Source organism: Flavobacterium glycogeni (genome assembly GCF_048286775.1).
In the GTDB taxonomy this organism is placed as follows: Bacteria; Bacteroidota; Bacteroidia; order Flavobacteriales; family Flavobacteriaceae; genus Flavobacterium.
Map to the genome: position 1 here is coordinate 84,887 of NZ_JBLVPV010000012.1, position 22,837 is coordinate 107,723.

A 22,837-nucleotide genomic window follows, 5' to 3' on the forward strand; every position below is an offset into this window, starting at 1 on the left:
ATTCGATAACCGAATTAGAATTTATAGTTTAAAGATAAATTAAACATAGTTCCTAATTGGCTAAAGTGATACCCATCATACGTCATTTGAGAATAACGTTGGTTAAATGTAATCAAGTTAGATTGTGTTTTTACTTCGGCTGCATCTGCTAATAAAGCAACCCCTGCAGCATTTTCTGCTACAAATTTCCATTCAGGTAGTACATTGAAAATGTTGTTTATATTCAAAGCCAAAGTTAACTTGTCTGTTGCAGAGAAGTTAATTCCTAAATCAGTACTAATTTTAGTTAATAAATCTAAGAATGAAAAATATTATTTTGATGCAACGTATCCCACAATTTTTTCATAATTAGATACCCCCATTCCATTTAAATTGATTGTGTAATAACGATGGTATACAATTTTATTTTCATTTCTGTATATGATATTATCATAATTTATATATTTAAAACTATACAATGGTATAGTGCCAGGTTGTTGAGTAGAAAATATGTATCCCAAAAATGTATTATTAACTGGATCTGATGTTAATGTATAAACAGCGTAGTTTTCTCCACGACGATATAGAGGAATTGTTCCAGAAACATTGGTTGTGTATAAATAACCTAGTTGATCAATATTAAAAAGTTGACTAAAGTCGCAAGGATTTGTTGTGCAATAGTCCTTGTATCTTACTGAGCCCCCATAGAGTTTTTTTGTTTCTGCAAATATTGGATACAAAATACTTATAGCAACATTATCATAAAGACTAAAATTTGTTAAGTCAGAAACTGTAGAATTCATAATTGATCCTGAATCTAAGACGGGTGTACACGGTATTTGGGTATAAGTTGCTTGATCTGTATGAGTTAGTCCAAAATTGTGACCCATTTCGTGAGTCATTGCTTGTATCTTATTGTTTGCTGTAAGGGTATTGAATTGGGTGTTAATTTTTATGTATTTACCAGATTGACCTATTGAATTAGGAAAGTTTGCATATGCAATTGTATTTGTTGTCGTGTCAGTATAAGTCGATATGTCAATACTAGTTGAAGTTGAAGCATTTACTAAAATTATTGAAATACCTGAATTTGTTATATTCCAATTAGTTATTGCTTGGTTTATTGCAATTCTCCAATCTGAGTTTACAGATGGAGAAATATATACTTGAACAGAGGCAGCATTTGCAGGAGTCATTGCATAAATATATTTTTGTTGGGCAATTTTATTTGTTTGAGATGTCTTGTTTTTAATGGACTTACTATAATGTTGCCGAGCATCTACTAATGACATGCGAATGTCACCACCAATAGTAAAATTATTAGTCATAGAATCAAAAGAGACCTTTTCTAAATCAGTTCCTATAGAACTTGAAATAAAATTTCTTAATTGAATGATTTCATCAATATTTAATGTATTCACATTTGTACTTGAATCGATGTTACCATCATTACTACACTGAACAAATATTAAAAATGAACAAACAATAAGTATATTCATTATTTTAGTTAATTTTTTTTTCATTTTTTTTTCTTTTTTAAGATTAATTTATTTCTAAAGGCCTTTAGATAATCAAATTTAGTTAAAACATTTAACATCCTAGTATTATGCCTACAAATTAATTGTTAATTTCTATATTTTAGTTTATTTTGTATTTAATGAAGAAATAAACCCTAACCCTATCAGGGTTTCAAACCCTGACAGGGTTAGGGGTATACAAAAAAAAGGGCTGTCGATTGACAGCCCTTTTTAGTTTTTATAAACTTAGAATTAGAATTTATAGTTTAAAGATAAATTAAACATAGTTCCTAATTGGCTAAAGTGATATCCATCATACGTCATTTGAGAATAACGTTGGTTGAAAGTGATCAGATTAGATTGTGTTTTTACTTGTGCAGGGTCATTTAAAAGTTCTACACCCTTAGCATTTTCTGCTACAAATTTCCATTCAGGTAGTACATTTAATAGATTGTTTACATTCAATGCCAAAGTTAGCTTTTCAGTAGCAGAAAAAGTAACTCCTAAATCAGTAACAACTTTTGGAGTAAACTCAGTTTTTAAATTAGCTTTTAAATAATCTACAGATCCAACTGGAGCAGTCGGGTCATTTGTAGCTAAGCCATCTTGATTAAAGGTTGTCTTACCGAAGTAAGTGTTGTTAAGAGAGAAACCAAATTTTCCAATTTCATAATTCGCTCCTAAAATCCATTTTGTGTCAGGTCTTGAAGTAAACATTAATGATTCAAGTATTGGTCCAAAATTATCACTTTTTACAGGTGAGATTCTTTCATTTTGAAAAGTAATATTTCCAGATAAATTGAATCCTAATTTTCCTGTTCCTAATTCGATGTTGTTGTAATTAGCAACTACGTCTAAACCAGAAGTTCTAGAGTCAAATGAATTTTCAAACCAAGCTACTGTACCAAATTGAGTATCTACTTTGTCTCCTAAAACGATTCTGTCTTCCACTTTAATGTTATAGTAATCGATAGTGAAATTAAAGTTTTTCATTGGTTTTGCTCCAATTCCTATAGTGATGTTTGTAGACTTCTCAGCATCTAATGGATCAATTCCTAATTGACGCGCTTGTGGAGAAACATTATTTATAATACCGCTCACTTGAATTCCTTGTCCTGGAACGAATGAATATTGTGATTTTTGAGTATAAATTTGGTGTAATGTAGGGGCTCTAAATCCAGTAGAAACAGATCCTCTTAATGTGATTTTGTCATCTAAAAATTTATATCTAGAACTCAATTTCCAAACTGTTGCATCACCAAAATCGCTATAGTCTTCATAACGAACGGTACCATTTATTAAGAAATCTTCCGTTACATCATAAGCAAGGTCAAAATAAGCACCTAAATTATAACGGTTCCATTTTCCTGAATTTTCAGGTCTGTTACCAGCGAATGAATCAGCTCCCATTCCATCCCAAGAAGCTTTGTCGCCTTCTGTTACTTCAAAAGTTTCAGTTCTAATCTCAGATCCAAAACCAATACTGATTTTATCGGATAATACTTTGGAGATGTCTAAATTTCCTACAACGTGATTGAAAGAAGTTCCTCCTGGTTTAAAAGAGATTGGACTGTTTTCTAAGTAAACATTATTTCCATCATCATCTTGAATGTCAGATCTGTTAAAAGAGTTATCAACTGAATAGGTTTGTGTATTTCCACCAACAGTAATACTGGCATCAGTATTCCAATCGTTTTTTGTTGATTTATATCCCAATGTACCATTGTAATCATTTAAATCTCCAGTAAATGTTGGTACGTAACCTTGATAAGATGCTGGTGTTCCGTCACCAAAAAAGTCTTTTAGGAATGGATAATCAGTTAAAGTTCTCCAATAAGGAGTTCTATAATTAGCAAAAGAATTTACTTTTTTGTAAACATAAGCAGCATTGTAATATAATAATGTTTCATCAGATAAACTAAATCCACCGTTTACCAAGAATTTTGCAGCAGCAGTTTCTGGAGAACCATTGATGTTTCCAGCGTCTGGTTTTTTAGCAAGAAAGGCTTGAACATCTGAAAGAGAAGCTCCAAAATCTCCTGCTTCACCAGCAGCATCTACTGTTCCAGGTCTGTTAGATAAGTTGACTTTAGAAAAATCGACTGTGTAATTTACAAATCCTTTTTCTCCTACAGTAGAGCCATTATTCATGCTTACTCCTAACATTTCACCGTCACCTTCAGAAGTAATTCCGCTTCTAACGGTTACTGATCCGTTTCCGGTATTCTTTTTCAAGATAATATTCATAACTCCTGCAATAGCATCAGAACCATATTGAGCCGACGCTCCATCACGAAGTATTTCTACTCTTTCGATAGCGTCAGTAGGAATTGCAGAAATATCAGCCCCTGTTTCTCCACGTCCCGGAGACGTTTGCACATATAATAAAGAACTTAAGTTTTTACGTTTCCCGTTAATAAGGATTAAAGTTCTGCTTGGTCCCATATTTCTAATTTCATAAGGATCGAGTAATGAAGTTGCATCATTTACAGGTGTTTGAACCGTGTTGAAAGATGGGATTTTGTACTGTAACGCTTTGTCAAAAGAAGCTTGTCCAGTTGATGTTAAGTCTTTTGACGACAATACATCTATTGGAAGTGCGGTTGTTGTATTACTTCTTGGCGCCGTTCTGGTTCCAGTAACTACAACTTCATCCAGATTTTGCCCGCCTTCTTCCGATAAAACAACATTTATGACAGCATCTGTAGCCGCTTTTTCTAATTTAGAAAAACCAACATAGCTAAAAACTAAAGTTGCTCCTTCTTTAACTTTTATCTTGTATGCCCCATCCATATCAGTAGAAACCCCGTTTTGAGTCCCTTTTTCAATAATATTCACGCCAGGCAGGGCATTGCCGGTATTGTCTTTAACAACACCCGAGATTTCTTTTTGTGCAAAAAGAAACGAGACGTTTAACAGGAATAATAATAATGCAAGTTTTTTCATAATAAGTTGAGTTTGGTTGTTTTTTGGTTAGTTAATTGGTGGCAATATAATAATTTTTTAACGTATCATTAACAAATCAATAAAAATTATATAAAAAAATTATCAACTGTGGATTAATGTGCGGTTTTGCTTATCTAGCATCTAATAAATCTTATATTTGCAAACTTTTAAAGTAAGTACTAAAACTTTTGGCTGGAAAGGCTGTCAGTAAACAAAAATATCATGACATCGCCATGATTCAAATGAAAAAGGAATGTGAAGAATGGCGATTGCATATTCCATTAAAAAAAACAAATATTATCTACATATGAAAGCAGGAATTGTAGGATTACCGAATGTTGGAAAATCAACATTATTCAATTGTTTATCAAATGCAAAAGCGCAAAGTGCCAACTTTCCTTTTTGTACAATCGAGCCTAATATTGGTGTTGTAAATGTTCCGGATTCTAGAATAGAAAAACTGGAAGAATTAGTAAAACCGGAGCGTGTGCAAATGGCAACTGTTGATATCGTTGATATTGCAGGATTGGTAAAAGGAGCCAGTAAAGGAGAAGGTTTGGGAAATCAGTTTCTAGGAAACATTAGAGAGTGTAATGCAATTATTCACGTTTTGCGTTGTTTTGATAACGATAATATTGTTCACGTTGATGGGAATGTAAACCCCATTCGTGACAAAGAAACAATTGATATTGAGTTGCAGTTGAAAGATTTAGAGAATGTTGAAAAACGTTTGGAAAAAGTAAAACGTGCCGCTAAAACTGGAAATAAAGAAGCAATCGTCGAAGAAGCGTTGTTGAACAGGATTAGAGAAACGCTGCTTCAAGCGAAATCAGCGAGAACTATAACGCCGCAAAACAATGACGAAGAAGTTTTGATGGAAGGTTTTCAATTGATTACGGCGAAACCAGTATTATATGTTTGTAATGTTGATGAAAATTCGGCAGTTAACGGAAATAAGTATGTAGATCAGGTTCGTGAATTGGTTAAAGATGAAGATGCGGAAGTTATCGTACTTTCTGTAGGTGCTGAGGCTGATATTACCGAATTGGAGAGCTATGAAGAACGTCAGGTTTTCTTAGAAGATATGGGGTTGCAAGAGCCAGGCGCATCTGTGTTGATCCGTGCAGCTTACAAATTATTGAAACAACAAACGTATTTTACGGCAGGTGTTAAAGAAGTTCGTGCTTGGACTATAGATGTTGGTTCAACTGCGCCACAAGCTGCTGGAGTTATTCACACTGATTTCGAAAAAGGATTTATCCGTGCCGAAGTTATTGCTTACGAAGATTTTGTTCATTACGGTTCAGAAGCTAAATGTAAAGAAGCAGGAAAATTCAAAGTAGAAGGAAAAGAATATATCGTTAAAGATGGTGATGTGATGCATTTCCGTTTTAATGTGTAAATAGCTAATAAAATAGCATAAAGAGGAACCTGCAAGAGTAATTTTGCAGGTTTTTTTTTGTATCTATTCCAGCTTTCCACTTCAAGATTTTCCCATCAATCTCTTTTTCTAAGACAAAAAAGGAGCTTCCTTTGGTCGCTCTTTTTCATCAAGAAAAAATAAGATTGATCTGAAAAATGCTTTCCGTTGCAATCTGGGGTAAAATCGATTTAGAAGAAAATGAAATTTCGTTTTTTCTTATTTGTTTTCGTAATCTGTGAATCTGCGGACAATTATTTTGTTGTTATTTTATTTTTAGTACTTTTAGTAAAAATAAATCATCATGAAAATAATCGCTTTTGGGGCAAGCCCCAGCAAAAACTCCATCAATAAAAAATTAGCGACGTACGCAGCAAATCTTTTCGAAAATGCTGAAGTTGAGGTGTTGGATTTAAACGATTTCCAAATGCCGTTATTCAGTGTTGATATTGAAAAAGTAATTGGTCAGCATGAACTCGCAAAAGCATTTTTGGCTAAAATTGCCGGAGCCGATTTTTTAGTGGTTTCACTTGCCGAAAATAATAGCAATTACTCTGCCGCTTTCAAGAATCTATTCGACTGGTGTTCCAGAATAAACGTAAAAGTTTTTCAAGGGAAACCAATGCTTCTCATGGCAACTTCACCTGGTGGAAGAGGTGGAGCAAACGTTCTTGAAATTGCGAAAAACGCTTTGCCCCGTTATGGAGCTGATATAAAAGCAACTTTCTCACTTCCTAGTTTCGATGCTAATTTTGATGTTGTAAACGGTAAAATTTCCAATCCCGAATTGGATAATCAGTTGAAAGAAATTATCAAGAATTTTTAAATTACAATGGCAATATCAATTTAAAATCTGCAATCTAAAATCGTTAATCCTAAATCCTAAATCCTAAATCAGTTGTCAATATCATTCTTGATAACTTTGACGGCTTCCTATTTTAAATTTTATCGAATTACACTACATTAGCGCAAAATCCACAAATTTTACAATGTCCGAACAAAATCAATATACCGAAGATAATATTCGGTCACTCGACTGGAAAGAACATATTCGCATGCGTCCCGGAATGTATATCGGGAAACTCGGTGATGGATCTTCTCCGGATGATGGTATTTATATTCTTCTAAAAGAGGTGCTCGATAACTGTATCGATGAATTTGTCATGGGTGCCGGTAAAACAATCGAGGTAACGATTAAAGACAAAACAGTTACTGTTCGAGATTACGGACGAGGAATTCCATTAGGGAAAGTGATTGATGTAGTTTCTAAAATGAATACCGGGGGGAAATACGATTCCTTGGCATTTAAGAAATCCGTTGGTTTGAACGGAGTAGGGACAAAAGCCGTGAATGCTTTGTCTAATTATTTCCGTGTAGAATCTGTTCGAGACGAAAAACAAAAAGCTGCGGAATTTTCTGCAGGAAATCTTGTTCTTGAAGAAGATATTATTGAAACAACCAAGAGAAAAGGGACCAAAGTTATTTTTATTCCGGATGAGGCGATTTTCAAAAATTACAAATTCAGGTATGAATATGTAATCAAAATGCTCAAAAACTATTGTTACTTAAACAATGGTTTGACTATTTTATTCAATGGTGAAAAATATTTTTCGGAGAATGGTCTGAAAGATTTATTGGAAGAAACCATTCACGCTGATGATTTAGAATATCCAATCATTCACTTGAAAGGTGACGATATCGAAATTGCCTTAACGCACAGTAAAACACAATACAGCGAAGAATACCATTCTTTCGTAAATGGACAAAATACAACTCAAGGGGGAACACATTTAGCAGCCTATCGGGAAGCGATTGTGAAAACCATCAGGGAGTTTTACAATAAAAGCTTCGAAGCATCGGATGTTCGAAAATCTATTGTTACAGCTATTAGTATCAAAGTAATGGAACCGGTTTTTGAGTCGCAAACCAAAACCAAATTAGGTTCTACGGATATGGGTTCAGAGCCGGGAATGCCTTCGGTGCGTACTTTTGTAAATGATTTTGTGAAAACGAAATTAGATAATTATTTACACAAGAATCCAGCAACTGCAGACGCATTATTGCGAAAAATTATTCAAGCCGAAAGAGAACGTAAAGAATTATCCGGTATTCGAAAATTAGCGACAGATCGTGCCAAAAAAGCAAATTTGCACAACAAGAAATTAAGGGATTGTCGTGCCCATCTTCCGGATACTAAAAACCCTAAAAATCTGGAAAGTACCCTTTTTATTACTGAGGGAGATTCGGCTTCCGGATCCATTACCAAATCACGGGATGTAAATACACAAGCCGTTTTTAGTTTACGTGGTAAGCCTTTGAATTCGTATGGAATGAGCAAAAAAATTGTTTATGAAAATGAAGAATTCAATTTATTGCAAGCGGCGCTGGATATTGAAGACGGATTGGAAAAATTGCGTTACAACAACATCGTAATTGCAACCGATGCCGATGTCGATGGAATGCACATTCGTTTGTTGTTGATCACTTTTTTCCTGCAGTTTTTCCCTGAATTGATAAAAGAAGGGCATTTGTATATTTTGCAAACGCCACTTTTCAGGGTTCGAAACAAGAAAGAAACGATTTACTGCTATTCTGATGAAGAGCGTAAAGACGCTATCGAAAAACTAAAACCAAAACCGGAAATCACCCGATTCAAGGGATTGGGAGAAATTTCTCCGGATGAATTCAAAAATTTCATTGGAGAAACCATTCGCTTAGATCCGATTATGATGGACAAAAATACATCGATTGAGCAATTATTGTCTTTCTATATGGGTAAAAATACGCCGGACAGACAAGAATTTATCATCAAGAATTTGAAAGTGGAATTAGATGTAATTGAGAAAGTTTAAATAGTTATAAAATGCCTACAAAAAGAACACTAATTTTTATCGCTTTATTATTTGTGATTAGTTTTTCAACTACCTTTTTTATTATAAGGAGTAATGATCATAAAGAATGTGATACACTTGTAAAAAAAGAGTTGGATAAAAATGGAAATGAAATTACAAAGGAAGAGCATGTTTGTAAAGAAAAATATTCCTTTTAGAGTTTATAAAACAAAAATTGAATTAATTAGTATTCAATAGAATATATTTAATGAAAGACGAAGAAAATACAATTCCAGAAAATCTTCAAAATAAAATTTTATTTTCTCAGGTAGTCGTGCTATTGCAAAATGCCCGGCAACAGGTTTTACGTACCGTAAATTCAACAATGGTTTGCACCTATTTTGAAATAGGAAGAATGATTGTGGAAGAGGAGCAAAACGGAAAAAATAGAGCTGAATATGGGAAGCAATTATTAAAAGGTCTTTCTGAACAGTTGACTAATGAATTTGGTAAAGGTTTTTCTGTCGAGAACCTTGAAAGAATAAGAAAGTTTTATGTAGTTTATTCAAATTCGTTGACAGTGTCTACGATTTTTGAAAATGTAAAATCGCAGACACTGTCTACGAAATTAAAAATGAGCGAAAACACATCTATATTATCTCAAAATGAAATATCAAAATCCGCAACACTGTCTCGGATTTTCAAATTAAACTGGTCTCATTATAACTTCTTAATTCGAATTGAAGATGAGAAAGAAAGACGTTTCTACGAAATAGAATCCGAAAAATACAATTGGAGTGTTCGAGAGTTAAAACGACAATATGATTCAGCTCTTTATACACGATTGGCTTTAAGCCGAGATGTAGCAGGCATTTTGAAACTTTCGGAGCAAGGTCAGATTATAGAGAAACCCAAAGACCTTATTAAGGATCCTTATATTTTGGAGTTTTTAGGATTACCTGAATTACATCACTATTCGGAATCGGAATTAGAGGAAGAAATTATCAATAAACTAGAACATTTTTTACTAGAATTAGGTCATGGTTTTACTTTTGTAGCAAGACAGAACAGAATTACTTTTGACGATAAACATTTTCGAATCGATTTGGTTTTTTACAACAGAATTCTTAAATGTTTTGTACTGATTGATTTGAAAATAGGAGAATTGAAACATCAGGATTTAGGACAAATGCAAATGTACGTCAATTATTACGACAGAGAAATGCGTTTGGAAGACGAAAATAAAACCATAGGAATTGTACTTTGCCAAAACAAAAGTGATTTGGTTGTAGAATATACTTTACCTGAAAATAATGAGCAAATTTTTGCCAGTAAATACAAAACAATTCTGCCAAGCAGAGAAGATTTAATACAATTAATTTCGGAATCAAGATAATGAAAGACGAAGAAGACGATAACACAATCCCAAAAGGTCAGGACGAAGAAAATAATTCAGAGGATCATTCTATTGATGAAAATCAAGAAGAGAATGATGCTGATGGAATTATTGAAGTAGATGCCAAATCTTTTGAAGGACAACATTTTTACGAGAACGACGAAAACAGCGAAGATACCATTACCAAAGTTACGGGAATGTACAAGGACTGGTTTCTGGATTATGCTTCCTATGTAATTCTGGAGCGTGCCGTTCCGGCGATTGAAGATGGTTTTAAACCGGTGCAACGCCGTATCATGCATTCCTTGAAGGAATTAGATGATGGTCGTTACAATAAAGTTGCCAATGTTGTAGGACATACCATGCAGTATCATCCCCACGGAGATCAGAGTATTGGTGACGCGATGGTACAAATCGGACAAAAAGAATTATTAATTGACTGTCAGGGAAACTGGGGAAATATCCTAACGGGAGATGGCGCAGCGGCTTCCCGTTACATTGAAGCACGTTTGTCTAAATTTGCTTTGGAGGTTATTTATAGTCCAAAAATTACCGATTGGGGCGTTTCTTACGATGGACGAAGAGCGGAACCGAACAATCTTCCGGTAAAATTCCCGTTGCTTCTGGCACAAGGAGCCGAAGGTATTGCGGTAGGTCTTTCCACGAAAGTGTTGCCACATAATTTCAATGAATTAATCGATTCTTCGATAAAAATATTAAAAGGAAAACCTTTTACACTGTATCCGGATTTCATGACGCAAGGTATTGCCGATGTGTCCAATTATAATGATGGATTGCGTGGTGGACGTGTTCGGGTTCGTGCCAAAATTGGTCAGCTTGACAAAAATACCTTGGTGATTACCCAGATTCCGTTTTCTACCAATACGACGACTTTGATTGACAGTATTTTGAAAGCGAATGATAAAGGGAAAATCAAAATCAAGAAAATTGAGGACAATACTGCTGCTGAGGTAGAGATATTAATTCATCTTTTTCCGGGTGTTTCTCCAGACAAAACGATTGATGCGTTGTTCGCATTTACGGCTTGTGAAACTTCTGTAGCACCATTGGGTTGTGTGATTGAAGACAACAAACCGTTGTTTATTGGGGTTTCTGCGATGTTGAAAATTTCAACGAACAGAACTGTCCAATTGCTGAAAAGTGAACTCGAAATTCAATTGAGCGAATTGGAGGAACAATGGCATTTTCTTTCTTTGGAACGTATTTTCATCGAAAATAAAATCTATCGTGATATTGAAGAGCAAATTACCAGAGAAGGCGTAATCAAATCGGTTGATGATGGTTTGAAACCACACACGCAACACTTAAAACGCGCCGTTACCGAAGACGATATTCTGCGTTTATTGGATATCCGAATCATGCGTATTTCTAAATTTGACAGCAACAAAGCGCAGGATAAAATCGAATCGTTGGAAGGCGACATCGAACAAGTAAAACATAATTTAGAACATCTGATTGATTTTGCGATTGCCTATTTCACTCGATTGAAAGAGAAGTACGGAAAAGGACGTGAACGTCAAACGGAGCTTCGTATTTTTGATGATATCGAAGCAACTAAAGTAGTTTTAAGAAATACTAAATTATATGTAAATAAAGAAGAAGGTTTCGTGGGAACGAGCCTGAAAAAAGACGAATACGTTACGGATTGTTCTGATATTGATGACGTAATTGTTTTTCTTCGTGATGGAAAAATGATGATTACCAAAGTGGATGCGAAAACCTTTGTGGGTAAAGATATTATTCACATTGCTATTTTTGACAAAAGTGATAAGCGTACCATTTATAACATGATTTACCGTGATGGAAAATCTGGGCCTTCTTACATCAAACGATTCAATGTTTCAGGAGTTACCAGAGACAAAGCATACGATTTAACCAATGAAACTGCGGGTTCTCAAGTAGTATATTTCTCTTGTAATCCAAATGGAGAAGCGGAAGTAATTACAATATTATTGCGTCAGGTGGGAAGTGTCAAAAAACTGAAATTCGATATTGATTTTGCCAGTTTAGCAATAAAAGGAAGGGCTTCCAAAGGAAATTTGGTTACCAAATATCCAATTAAAAAAATTGAATTGAAAGAGAAAGGCATTTCGACTTTATTACCTAGAAAAGTTTGGTTTGATGATACTGTTCAAAGATTAAATGTAGATGCAAGAGGTGAATTATTAGGTGAGTTCAGACCAAATGATAAAATTTTGGTTATATCGCAATCCGGAAAAATAAAAGTAATTACACCAGAATTATCCACTCATTTTGATGAAGATATGGTCGTTTTGGAAAAATGGGTTCCGAAGAAACCAATTTCAGCTATTTATTATGATGGAGAAAAAGAGCGTTATTACATCAAACGTTTCTTAGTGGAAACGGAGAATAAAGAGGAAAGTTTTATCACGGAACATCCTAATTCACAATTAGAGATTGTATCAACGGAGTATCGTCCAGTGGCTGAATTGGTTTTTACAAAAGTAAAAGGAGTTCAAAAAGAAACGATGACGGTAGATATAGAATCATTTATTTCGGTGAAAGGATTTAAAGCTTTAGGGAATCAATTGACAACCGATAAGTTGAAACAAGTAAACCTGCTGGAACCTTTGCCGTATGAAATTCCTGTTGAGGTTATTCCTGAGGAGTTAGAAGTTATGGGTGATACTAATGCCGATGATTCAGAGATTCAATTGGAAGATGATGGTCAAATAACATTATCATTAGAATAAAAAAAGCTTCCGCCACGGCGGAAGCTTTTTTATGATTACTTATTTTTCTTCATTTTCATATTCAGTACTTCAACTAATAATGAGAATGATATCGCAAAATACAAATAGCCTTTTGGTACTGGTGTGACGTGATTTCCAAAAATTGATGCATTCGATAAATGAGCACTTTCAGTAAGCAACATCATTCCAATTAGAATCAAAAATGATAAACCTAAAATTTGAATAGATGGATGCTTGTTTACAAAATTCCCAACAGGAACTGCAAACTGCATCATTACTAATACTGATATAACCACTGCTGTAATCATAATATACAAAGCACCTTCAACTCCGTTTGTCATACCTACTGCCGTAAGAATACTGTCGAAAGAGAAAACTAAATCAATCATGATAATTTGCAACAGTACATTTTGAAATGATTTTGTGGCAGCTTTTCCTATTTCTTTTTCTTCATGACCTTTCTCGTCTACTTTTTCACGGATTTCATTCGTACTCTTGTAAATTAAGAATAATCCACCGCCTAGTAAAATAAGGCTCTGACCAGTAATTCCCGCTGAAAACCAACTGAAATCAATATGAAACCAAGGTTCTTTCATTTGAATCAATAAATTGATACCAAACAAAAGCGCGATTCTCATGAACATGGCAAGGAACATTCCTATTTTTGTGGCTCTCTTACGTTGTTCAGCAGGTAATTTCCCTGTGGCAATTGATATGAAAATAATGTTATCGATTCCTAATACAATTTCCAAAAAAGTCAATGTTAAAAGGGCAATCCAAGCATCGGGATTTAAAAATACTTCCATTTTTGTTCGTTATTATTTATTGATTTTAATTTGTTTAATTTGAAATCTTGGTGACAGTTCCTCTTTGTTTTTCATCAACACCAACCATTCCAAATTCAAAGGTATAGGAATTTTTTGAGGTTGTCAAAATTTTCATACCAATTGCCTTTTCTTCAGCCATGTTTTTTGGGTGCAATTTCAGTAAAACATATTCACAATCGTTTACCCATCGTATCGAAGCGGTATCTGTTTTTCCTTCAAAAGTTTCAATTTCAATACTGTCATTACGTTCAAAAAGGGCAATTTTTTTTACGCCGTTAACTTCATATTCAAACTTGAATTTCCCGGTTTTAAAATCCTTGCAATTGCGCTCCGCATCATAACACGACATTAGTAGCAATAATGGGAGGAGGAGTATTATTTTTTTCATTTCTTAAGTGTTATTTATTTTTAATTTTTTTGGAGCTGTTTACTTCGTCAGTTCGCTTCGCTCGTGTCCTGTTTTTCGCTATATCTTTTATTGGTCTCGTTGAATAAACGAGACCAATAAAAGGATGCCGCTACAAATGAAATTCACTGAACTCCAATTAAAATAAAATTAAGTGAAGTACTCAGGGCTAATTGCAGCTATTATTTTAACCGTTTTAATTCTTCATCCGTAAAATTCTTGATGCTTTTCTCTTGTGCAAATTTATCCGCATTGTAACTGTTGGATTTATTTTTCGGAATTGATAAACTTTCCCAATCGCTATTTTTTAGTTGTTTGGCATAAAAAACGATTTGACCAACGTGATATGGATAATGAGCCAGTTGTCTGTTGATCGCTTCCACAACAGTATGGCCTTCATTTCTGATATATATAATCTGTGAAAGTTGTTCTGGTTGTAATCCGTTTAAAGCATTGAATAAACATTCCCAGCCTTTATTCCAAGCGACTAAAACTGCTTCTTTAGATTGTAAATCATTTTCAAATTCAGCATCGCGGTTGCGCCATTCTTTTTCGCCGTCACTATTAAGGAAATCGGTCCAACGTGAAAGCATATTCCCCGAAAGATGTTTTACAATCGTGGCAATATTGTTTGTATCTTCATTTACGGCGACAAAAAGTTGCTCTGGTTCAAGTTGTTCTATGGCTTTTTCTCCTAGTGTTTTATAATACAAAAACTGCTTTTTCGCACTTTCAAGATAGGCAATATTTGTTTCCATGGTTACACAATTTTGATGTCATACTTGTCCAGAAGTCCAACGATTCCCTGTGTTGAAAATTTTGCTTTTTTCATGGGATTGAATTCGGGATCAATTTTAAAATTAGATGCTTTTGAAAAATCGGCTCCGGCTAATTGCGTATTGTTAAAAATAGCACCATCCAAATTACTGTTGTCAAAAACGGAACTCGTAAGATTGGCTCCAATAAAGGTAGTGTCTTTCAACGAGCAGGAATTGAATTTTGTCTTAGGCATTTTTTTATTGGCAAACGACGAATAATCCAAAACACATTCCTGAAAATTGACGTTAAACAAGAAATCATCGCATTCCTCAAATTGGATACCCAGCAATTTACAGTTTTTGAATTGTACCCCTTTCAAGCTTGTTCCTGATAATTTGGTCATAGCCAAATTGCAATCGATGAACTCACAATCCATAAAAGTAGTATAGGAGAAGTCACTATTGGAGAAATCACAGTTTTTAAAAACGCAATCTTCAAATTCTCTATTGTTTACTTTTTTATCAATGTAAACGATTTTTTCAAATGTTTTGTGAACATGAATTAGGTTTTCCATGGGAGTTTTTTCGATTTTCTGGCGTTATGTCTCACGCGGAGAATTTGAATTGTAGTTTTAGTAATTTGATAGGAAATGTTGTAGTCATAAATAAGGAGAACCCTGAAAGTTCCGTCATTATTGACTTTTTGTTTGTCGAGTTTGAAAATTTCGGGTTGGGTTTTGAGGATTTCGGTACTGTCAAAAATAGCTTCAACTACCTTATCAGCAATTTGAATTGATTTGCTTTCAAAAAAAATATAAAAATGAATATCTTCTAGTTGTCCTAACGCATCATAGGACCAAATTATTTCCTTCCCCATTTTTTTGAAATTGATTTTGCTTCTTCATCAGAATAAAAATTCCCATTTTTGATGCTTTCTAATGCATTGTCAATATCAGTATTATAATCTGTACTAGTTTCATCTGCTGTTGAATTGATTGATTGTAAAAGATGTTTCAGTTTTTCAACAAAAGAAGGGTCTTTTACTTTATCAATTTCTTGATGAATCCAATTTATTTCAGCTTGAATATCCATGATTAAAATTTTTAGTAAAGATACGAATTAGTCGTTAAATAAACTTTTCATAATTATTTTTAAACCCAAAAACATCAAAAACATAGCTGCTAAACAAGCAATTATTCCTATTGCTAAAACCAAATAATGCCACACATTTTGTTGATTCATAAAGGCATTATAAATCACTGCAGGTCCCAAGAATAGCAATGGTAAAGCTCCCGCTAAATATTTGATTCCTTTAGATAATAGTTCTTTGTTGGTTGCCATTTTATGAGTTAAGGGTTAAAAGTTATGAGTTAAGGGTTATCTGCAACTGATTGCTGAAAGCGGAATACTCCCGATAGCTATTGGGACTGACCACTATAATAATCAACTGCTTTTCTAACGCTGCCATGTTTTTTCAATAATTCGCTGGCTTCTTCGTAGGAAACTGAAATTTCATCCATAATCATTTTCACGCCACGATCAACCAGTTTGCTATTGCTTAGTTGCATATCGACCATTTTGTTGCCTTTCACTTTTCCCAGTTGAATCATGGTGGCGGTTGTAATCATGTTGAGTACCAGTTTTTGTGCGGTACCAGCTTTCATACGGGAACTTCCGGTTACAAATTCGGGACCTACAACTACTTCGATTGAAAATTTTGCCGTTTGCGAAAGCGGGCTTTCTGCATTGCAAGAAATACTTCCTGTGGTAATATTATTTTCGTTGCAAGTTTGTAATCCTCCAATAACATAAGGCGTTGTTCCCGAAGCTGCTATTCCTACAACGACATCATTTTTATTTATATTATGCGCTTTTAAATCTTTCCAAGCCTGTATAGTATTGTCTTCGGCGTTTTCTACGGCTTTACGAATTGCAGTGTCGCCACCGGCAATAATCCCAATTACTAAATCGAAAGGAACACCAAAGGTTGGCGGACATTCCGAAGCATCAAGAATTCCCAAACGCCCGGATGTTCCTGCTCCAATATAGAATAATCGTCCGCCCAATTTCATTTTAGCAACGATTTTAGTAACTAAAGCTTCTATTTGAGGCAAGGCTTTTTCTACGGCAAGCGGAACGGTTTTGTCTTCCTGATTGATATTAGATAACAATTCTGGAACCGACATTTTTTCTAAATGTTCGTATTTTGAGGATTGTTCGGTAGTTTTTGTAAAGGTCATTTTTCTTGTAATTGGACAACCCCAAAATTAATCTTTTTTATCGCAATCCCGAAATTTCAGGAGTAAAGTCGCAAAGATTTAAAATCTTTTTTTTAAAATAGGGGTAATACAAGTTACGATGCCTTCTTTTATAAATAGATAGGTGAGAACGAATGTTTTTTTGAATTATTTTGAACGAACTAAAATATTATATTTGTTGCATAACTAAAAAGTAAATGGATAAATTAAGTTTTTTAAATGGCATCGCTATGATGGCTGTTTTTGTTTCGCTGCTTCTTGCTTTCTTTTTACTCACGGTAAAAACGAAAAACAAACTGGCAAACCGACTATTTGCGTGGTTTCTTATTCTAACTGCTTTTGACCTCAGCGGATTTTTTATTTACGACTATATTTATAATTACCTGAATTTTGAAATTTTAAGATGGACAGCTTGTCTATTGATTATGCCATTATTCTATCTGTACGTATTGGCTGTTTGCTATACTGATTTCCGATTAAAACCAAAACATTTATTACATACAATTCCGTTTCTAATCATAAATTTAGTTTTAACTCCCAGATTCTACCTATCAAATGGCACTGCAAAAGAGCACCTTTTTGAGCATCATAATCAAATGTTTGAAATGTACTTTTTTCAGGTTTTAATTGAAGTTCAATACTTGTTTTACATCATCAGTGTATTTCTAATTTTGAAAAAGTATAAAGAAATATACCTTGAAAATTACACGAATCCGAGTACTTCCACTTATAAATGGCTGTTTCAAATGACAGTTGTTTTTTTTACTGCGCATACCTTTGTGGTTTTTAAGAATTTATTGAGATATACGAATTATAATGAGGTATTTCTTTGGGCAAATATAATCGTAGGAATGGTCGCTTTTTTTATAACCTGCTGGTTTGTGTTAAAAGCCCTGAACTATCCTGAGCTTTTTAGAGGAATTGATTCTAAATTATTATTAACAAAAGATATCATTAATAAGCCCGAAATCGATACTAACGTAACCGAATCAAAAAATAATCAGGACATCATTATTACCGATCAAATTGCATTGCTAAAAAAATACATGACTGATCAAGAACCTTATCTTGATCCTTCGCTTACCATACAGGAACTCGCCAATCAAATCAATATACCCGTTCGCGATTTGTCGGTTTTGATTAATCATCATATGAATCAACATTTTTTTGATTTTGTGAATGAATACCGCATCCAAAAAGCGATGAATATTTTGAAAAATCAGTCAAAAAGCCATTTGACTATTTTAGAAATCTTATATGAAGTTGGTTTCAATTCAAAATCTTCTTTCAATACCTCATTTAAGAAATACACCGAACTAACACCTACAGCTTACAGGAATAGCTCATTATAAGCGTTTTGTAAAAAGTCGAACTTTACAATCAAAAAGTCGAACCAATTTCTACTAATGAAATTGGTTTGACTTTTTTTTGTCGGTCGCATTTCAAAATTTTCTAAAGCAACTTTGCTTCAAATTAGTAAACCAAGTATAAATTTAGAAATTATGAAAAAAACAAACCTGATTATTTTTTTACTGTTGCCTTTGTTCTGTTTAGCACAATCATCATTAAAATTAAAAGAAAAAGTATCCGATGCAACAACACCATTAGCGCGTGCAAATGTAATAGTATCAAATCCCGATAGAAAAATTGTTAATGAAGCCACGACTGCGGCCGATCCTATCCGCAAAAACCGAATTCTTGAAGAGAAGTTTATCCAAATCAATGGCATTGAGCAATGGGTAACCATTAAAGGAGAAAGTTCAAAACCTGTTATCCTTTTCCTTCATGGAGGTCCGGGAAGTGTGATGAGTCCCTATGCAGATAACCTCTACAAAGAATTGGAAAAAGATTTTATTATTGTTCAATGGGACCAGCGAGGCGCAGGAAAAACCTACGGGAAAAATGCACCACCGGAAGAACTAACCCCGGAATATTTGCAATCGCACCCATTAACGATTGAACAGATCGCTGTTGACGGTATTGCACTCTCGGAATACTTACGTCAGTATTTGAAAAAGCAGAAACTTATTCTTTTCGGAACCTCTTGGGGATCTGCTTTGGGAGTGACAATAGCGACAAAACGTCCTGACCTGTTTTATGCCTATGTGGGTCATTCACAAATAGTGAATCCTGATGATGATATGTCGCTTTATAACAAAGTATACCAATTGGCAGAAAAAAACAATGACAAGCAGTCCCTAGACATGCTAAACACGATTAGTAAGCCACCTTACAATAGGGCTAAAACAGTGGGTCAGTTATGGAGAATTGTAAAAAAATATGAAAGAGAAAACTCCTTGCCGGCACCTGAGTCTTGGTTTGTAGAATCGCCAGGCTATAACAATGCAAAAGATGATTGGGCCAGAAGGGATGGCGATGACTATTCGTTTGTCAATTTTGTCGGTGACAAAAAACTGGGCGTAAATTCTATGCGCTCTTCCATTAACTTCCTGAAGAATAATCTGGACTTTAAAATACCGGTTTATTTCATTCAAGGTGAAGAAGATATTTTAACACCAAAGGAATCTACAAAAGAATATTTCAATAAAATTAATGCTCCAAAAAAAGAATACATACTATTACCAAAAGCGGGCCATGGTTTTAATTTATCAGTAGTCGAAGCACAATATAAAATATTTAAGAACATTAATTTCCGAATAGAATAGCTCATTATAAGCGGTTTGTGAAAAGTCGAACTTTACACTAAAAAAGTCGAACCAATTTCTACAGATGAAATTGGTTCGACTTTTTTTTGTCGGTCGCATTTCGAAATTTTCTAAAGCAACTTTGTTTCAAATTATTAAAACCAAGTATAAATTTAGAAATTATGAAAAAAGCAAACCTGATTATTTTTTTACTGTTGCCTTTGTTCTGTTTAGCACAATCGTCTTTAAAATTAAAAGGAAAAGTATCCGATGCAGTAACACCATTAGCATGGGCAAATGTAATAGTATCAAATTCCGATGGAAAAATCATTAATGGAACCACAACTAAAGATGACGGAACTTTTGAAATAGACCTTAAAAACGGTTCCTATAAAATAAAGATTAGTCCACTAGGATTCATGGATTGGGAAAAAGATATTCTGATTGAAAAAGACATCGATTTAGGTACAATTACACTGAAAGAAAATGCTACAAAACTTGTTGAAGTTGTCATTAAAACCCAAAAAAATCCAATCGAACAGAAAATAGATCGTTTGGTTTATAATGTAGGAAACAATATTTCGACTGTTGGTGGCGATGCGCTAAGTGCTTTAAATACGGCTCCAGGGGTTGTGGTGCAAAGCAATTCTATAAACATATTAGGTAAAGGCACATCACGAGTTATGATTGATGGACGTATGATTGAATTATCTGGAGAAGAACTCAATAGTTTTTTAAAATCAGTATCGGCAAGCGACATTAAGAATATTGAAATCATTACCAATCCACCTGCAAAATACGACGCAAGTGGCACTGGCGGACTCATTAATATTATCTTAAAAAAAGGCGCACCAGATTCTTGGAAAAACACCACGACGTTATCTTATGATCAGAATAAATATGGGATTTATAGTTTAAGAAATAATTTTTTTTACAACAAAAAGAAGTTTCGATTTTCCGTAAGCGGTAATGGAAAATCAGGATACAGCAATGCAGTTGAAGATTTGTACCTCTATTTTCCAAATGGTCTGTCATATATGAGTAGTGAGTCGAAAATAAAAGAAGATAATCTTTCGGGAAAATTAGCATTGGATTATGACCTTTCAGACCAAACAACTGTTGGTTTTCAGTATTTGAATGACAGTAAGAATCCAGATTTTAAATCTGATATTGTCATTAAAAATTATAATACTTCAAATACGGTTGACAACATATTATTGAACAATGGTTTCAACAACAAACAATCAGGCAATAAAACCTATAATGTTCATCTATTGACAAAATTAGATTCTTTAAATAGAAAATTTACGGTTGACCTTGACTATTTCAATTACGATTCAAAATTTGACCGAGATTTTACAACAAAAACCTATTCGCCAGACATGACATTCTTAGACATAAATCAGTCAGGAAGAAATATTTCCCATCAAAACATTGATAATAGGAGTATCAAGGCAGACATGGAACATCCGCTCCAATTTGTAGATTTGTCATATGGTGTTAAAGCAAGTTTTACAAACAGTAAAAGTGATGTACTCTATTTCAATACCATTACAGGAACTCCAGAATTAGACCCCAATCAATCTAGTGGCTTTGAATACAAGGAAAACAATCAGGCCATTTATATCAATGGAGATAAAAAACTGAATGATAAATTCAACATTCAATTAGGATTAAGACTTGAAAACACACAGACAAACGGATATTCTGAAACTTTAAAGCAACAAACTGAAAATAACTATTTAAAATTATTTCCAACAGTTTATATCGCCTATAAAAAGAATGACAATCATAATTTTAATTTCAATTACGGAAAAAGAATAAACAGACCTCGCTTTGACTTGCTAAACCCTTTTCGAACCTATATCAACAGCAACAGTTATTCTGAAGGAAATCCGTTTTTGAAACCCTCTTTTAGTGATAATTTTGAATTCACACATTCTTACAAAGAGAAATTAAGAACCAATATTTTCTTCAATATCATTACCGACGGTTATGGTGTTATATTCACATCCAACCCCACAACAAATACGCAAATTGTAACTAGGGAGAACTATTACAAAGAGTATTCGTACGGCATTGGAGAGAGTTATTCGGCAAGCCTCACCAATTGGTGGGAAAATGAAAGCTCAATATATCTTTTAGGGTCGAAAACAAATTTTACAACGGATATCAATGCTACTCCAACAAATAGTCCCCAGTTCGATTTTTCTACAAACAATACTTTTTCACTAAGCGAAACAACAAAATTACAAGTAGATTACACCTACAGTTCTCCCTATAAAAGTGGTTTGTATGCAGTGGGTTACATGTCAGGTTTAAATATCGCTTTAAGACAAGACTTCCTCAAAAAAAACATGCAGGTAACCTTTTTAGCGAATGACATTTTTAATACCGCTTCTTTGAAAGATTTTGTCTCTGTTGTTAATGGCGTAAAACAAGTGTATAGCCAAAATGAAAGCAGTAGATTTCTCCGAGTTTCGTTAACCTACACTTTTGGGAATAACAAGATCAGTGAGAAACAAAGAAATTCTGGAAATGAAGAAGAGAAAAGAAGAGCGAGTAAATAATGGGATTGTTGCAAAGTAGAGACGCACTGCAGTGCGTCTCTACTTTGCAACAATCCTTTCTATAACGTATAAGCAATGTCATTTTTTATTTCCTCCATGACAAAGGAACTCTGAACATTAGAAATCCCTTTTATTACCGATAGTTTGTCTATGATAAACTTCTGGTATTCATTCATGTCATTTACGGCAATTTTTAATAAAAAATCATAATTCCCGGAAACATGAAAACATCCCATAATTTCAGGCAATTCGTTGATCTGTTTTTTAAAATCATCAATCAATTCCCTCGAATGAACGGCCAAGGTAACCTGACAGTACACACTGATCGATTTTCCGATTTTTGTGCCATCCAACAGGGCTACATATTTTTTGATGTATTGTTTTTGTTCTAATTTCTTTATCCGTTCAAACGTGGGAGAGACTGACAAGCCTACTTTTTCGGCGATTTCCTTCGTATTGAGCTTTGCATTTTGTTGCAGGAGCATTAATATCTTTTTGTCTGTTGCATCCATAGCAGAAAAATTATCTTGTTTGAAAAATAAAATTGAA

At 34.1% G+C, this 22,837-nt stretch carries 20 protein-coding genes and 1 pseudogene; 9 read left to right on the top strand and 12 right to left on the bottom strand.

Annotated elements, in window-relative coordinates; translation table 11 throughout:
• Nucleotides 1–14 precede the first annotated feature (14 nt).
• The 3 genes and pseudogenes from ACNQGX_RS11285 to ACNQGX_RS11295 all read right to left on the bottom strand — a co-directional run.
• Nucleotides 15–284 (bottom strand): annotated as a pseudogene (locus ACNQGX_RS11285) (ferric enterobactin receptor); the annotation flags it as partial.
• Nucleotides 285–311: 27 nt separating this feature from the next.
• Complete coding sequence (locus ACNQGX_RS11290; protein ID WP_417976318.1) at nucleotides 312–1,502, bottom strand: M57 family metalloprotease; 1,191 nt, start codon at nucleotides 1,500–1,502, stop codon at nucleotides 312–314.
• 246 nt (nucleotides 1,503–1,748) lie between these two features.
• Entirely contained in the window at nucleotides 1,749–4,442 is a 2,694-nt protein-coding gene (locus ACNQGX_RS11295; RefSeq protein WP_417976319.1) for a TonB-dependent receptor, read from the bottom strand.
• A gap of 307 nt (nucleotides 4,443–4,749) precedes the next feature.
• On the opposite strand from ACNQGX_RS11295, the gene ychF reads away from it, so the two are divergent.
• The 6 genes from ychF (at nucleotide 4,750) to ACNQGX_RS11325 (ending at nucleotide 12,824) form a co-directional block, all read left to right on the top strand.
• On the top strand, nucleotides 4,750–5,844 hold the full coding sequence (ychF, locus tag ACNQGX_RS11300; RefSeq protein WP_131916854.1) for a redox-regulated ATPase YchF: 1,095 nt from the start codon (nucleotides 4,750–4,752) through the stop codon (nucleotides 5,842–5,844).
• A gap of 322 nt (nucleotides 5,845–6,166) precedes the next feature.
• Entirely contained in the window at nucleotides 6,167–6,688 is a 522-nt protein-coding gene (locus tag ACNQGX_RS11305; protein WP_417976322.1) for an NADPH-dependent FMN reductase, read from the top strand.
• Nucleotides 6,689–6,851: 163 nt separating this feature from the next.
• Nucleotides 6,852–8,714, top strand: a complete 1,863-nt coding sequence (locus tag ACNQGX_RS11310; protein WP_417976323.1) for a DNA topoisomerase IV subunit B — start codon at nucleotides 6,852–6,854, stop codon at nucleotides 8,712–8,714.
• 11 nt (nucleotides 8,715–8,725) lie between these two features.
• Complete coding sequence (locus ACNQGX_RS11315) at nucleotides 8,726–8,911, top strand: hypothetical protein (protein ID WP_417976324.1); 186 nt, start codon at nucleotides 8,726–8,728, stop codon at nucleotides 8,909–8,911.
• Between the two features lie 50 nt (nucleotides 8,912–8,961).
• Nucleotides 8,962–10,089 carry a PDDEXK nuclease domain-containing protein gene (locus ACNQGX_RS11320; RefSeq protein WP_417976327.1) on the top strand — a complete coding sequence of 376 codons (1,128 nt, stop codon included), beginning with the start codon at nucleotides 8,962–8,964 and terminating at the stop codon, nucleotides 10,087–10,089.
• On the top strand, nucleotides 10,089–12,824 hold the full coding sequence (locus tag ACNQGX_RS11325; RefSeq protein WP_417976329.1) for a DNA gyrase/topoisomerase IV subunit A: 2,736 nt from the start codon (nucleotides 10,089–10,091) through the stop codon (nucleotides 12,822–12,824). Before ACNQGX_RS11320 ends, ACNQGX_RS11325 begins: the two co-directional genes overlap by 1 nt.
• Nucleotides 12,825–12,859: 35 nt before the next feature.
• Here the strand turns inward: ACNQGX_RS11325 and ACNQGX_RS11330 are convergent, their stop codons facing one another.
• The 8 genes from ACNQGX_RS11330 to murQ form a co-directional block, all read right to left on the bottom strand.
• The gene (locus ACNQGX_RS11330; RefSeq protein ID WP_417976331.1) at nucleotides 12,860–13,630 is read right to left on the bottom strand and encodes a TerC family protein; all 771 of its coding nucleotides are present in this window, start codon (nucleotides 13,628–13,630) and stop codon (nucleotides 12,860–12,862) included.
• 34 nt (nucleotides 13,631–13,664) lie between these two features.
• Complete coding sequence (locus ACNQGX_RS11335) at nucleotides 13,665–14,039, bottom strand: DNA topoisomerase IV (RefSeq protein ID WP_417976333.1); 375 nt, start codon at nucleotides 14,037–14,039, stop codon at nucleotides 13,665–13,667.
• 200 nt (nucleotides 14,040–14,239) lie between these two features.
• Nucleotides 14,240–14,815 (bottom strand): DUF1572 family protein, encoded by a 576-nt coding sequence (locus tag ACNQGX_RS11340; RefSeq protein ID WP_417976335.1) that lies wholly within the window; start codon nucleotides 14,813–14,815, stop codon nucleotides 14,240–14,242.
• Between the two features lie 2 nt (nucleotides 14,816–14,817).
• On the bottom strand, nucleotides 14,818–15,390 hold the full coding sequence (locus ACNQGX_RS11345) for a pentapeptide repeat-containing protein (RefSeq protein WP_417976337.1): 573 nt from the start codon (nucleotides 15,388–15,390) through the stop codon (nucleotides 14,818–14,820).
• Nucleotides 15,378–15,692, bottom strand: a complete 315-nt coding sequence (locus tag ACNQGX_RS11350) for a type II toxin-antitoxin system RelE/ParE family toxin (protein WP_417976339.1) — start codon at nucleotides 15,690–15,692, stop codon at nucleotides 15,378–15,380. The genes ACNQGX_RS11345 and ACNQGX_RS11350 overlap by 13 nt, the downstream gene beginning before the upstream one ends.
• On the bottom strand, nucleotides 15,677–15,907 hold the full coding sequence (locus ACNQGX_RS11355) for a hypothetical protein (protein ID WP_417976340.1): 231 nt from the start codon (nucleotides 15,905–15,907) through the stop codon (nucleotides 15,677–15,679). Before ACNQGX_RS11355 ends, ACNQGX_RS11350 begins: the two co-directional genes overlap by 16 nt.
• 27 nt (nucleotides 15,908–15,934) lie before the next feature.
• Entirely contained in the window at nucleotides 15,935–16,156 is a 222-nt protein-coding gene (locus ACNQGX_RS11360; RefSeq protein ID WP_417976342.1) for a DUF6095 family protein, read from the bottom strand.
• 77 nt (nucleotides 16,157–16,233) lie between these two features.
• Nucleotides 16,234–17,055 carry an N-acetylmuramic acid 6-phosphate etherase gene (murQ, locus tag ACNQGX_RS11365; protein WP_417976345.1) on the bottom strand — a complete coding sequence of 274 codons (822 nt, stop codon included), beginning with the start codon at nucleotides 17,053–17,055 and terminating at the stop codon, nucleotides 16,234–16,236.
• A gap of 215 nt (nucleotides 17,056–17,270) precedes the next feature.
• On the opposite strand from murQ, the gene ACNQGX_RS11370 reads away from it, so the two are divergent.
• The 3 genes from ACNQGX_RS11370 (at nucleotide 17,271) to ACNQGX_RS11380 (ending at nucleotide 22,288) form a co-directional block, all read left to right on the top strand.
• Complete coding sequence (locus ACNQGX_RS11370; protein ID WP_417976347.1) at nucleotides 17,271–18,425, top strand: helix-turn-helix domain-containing protein; 1,155 nt, start codon at nucleotides 17,271–17,273, stop codon at nucleotides 18,423–18,425.
• A gap of 150 nt (nucleotides 18,426–18,575) precedes the next feature.
• Entirely contained in the window at nucleotides 18,576–19,739 is a 1,164-nt protein-coding gene (locus ACNQGX_RS11375; protein ID WP_417976349.1) for an alpha/beta hydrolase family protein, read from the top strand.
• Nucleotides 19,740–19,900: 161 nt separating this feature from the next.
• Nucleotides 19,901–22,288: a TonB-dependent receptor gene (locus ACNQGX_RS11380; protein WP_417976351.1), complete on the top strand. Its 2,388-nt coding sequence runs from the start codon at nucleotides 19,901–19,903 to the stop codon at nucleotides 22,286–22,288.
• 59 nt (nucleotides 22,289–22,347) lie between these two features.
• Here the strand turns inward: ACNQGX_RS11380 and ACNQGX_RS11385 are convergent, their stop codons facing one another.
• Entirely contained in the window at nucleotides 22,348–22,800 is a 453-nt protein-coding gene (locus tag ACNQGX_RS11385) for an Lrp/AsnC family transcriptional regulator (RefSeq protein ID WP_417976354.1), read from the bottom strand.
• Nucleotides 22,801–22,837: the final 37 nt, after the last annotated feature.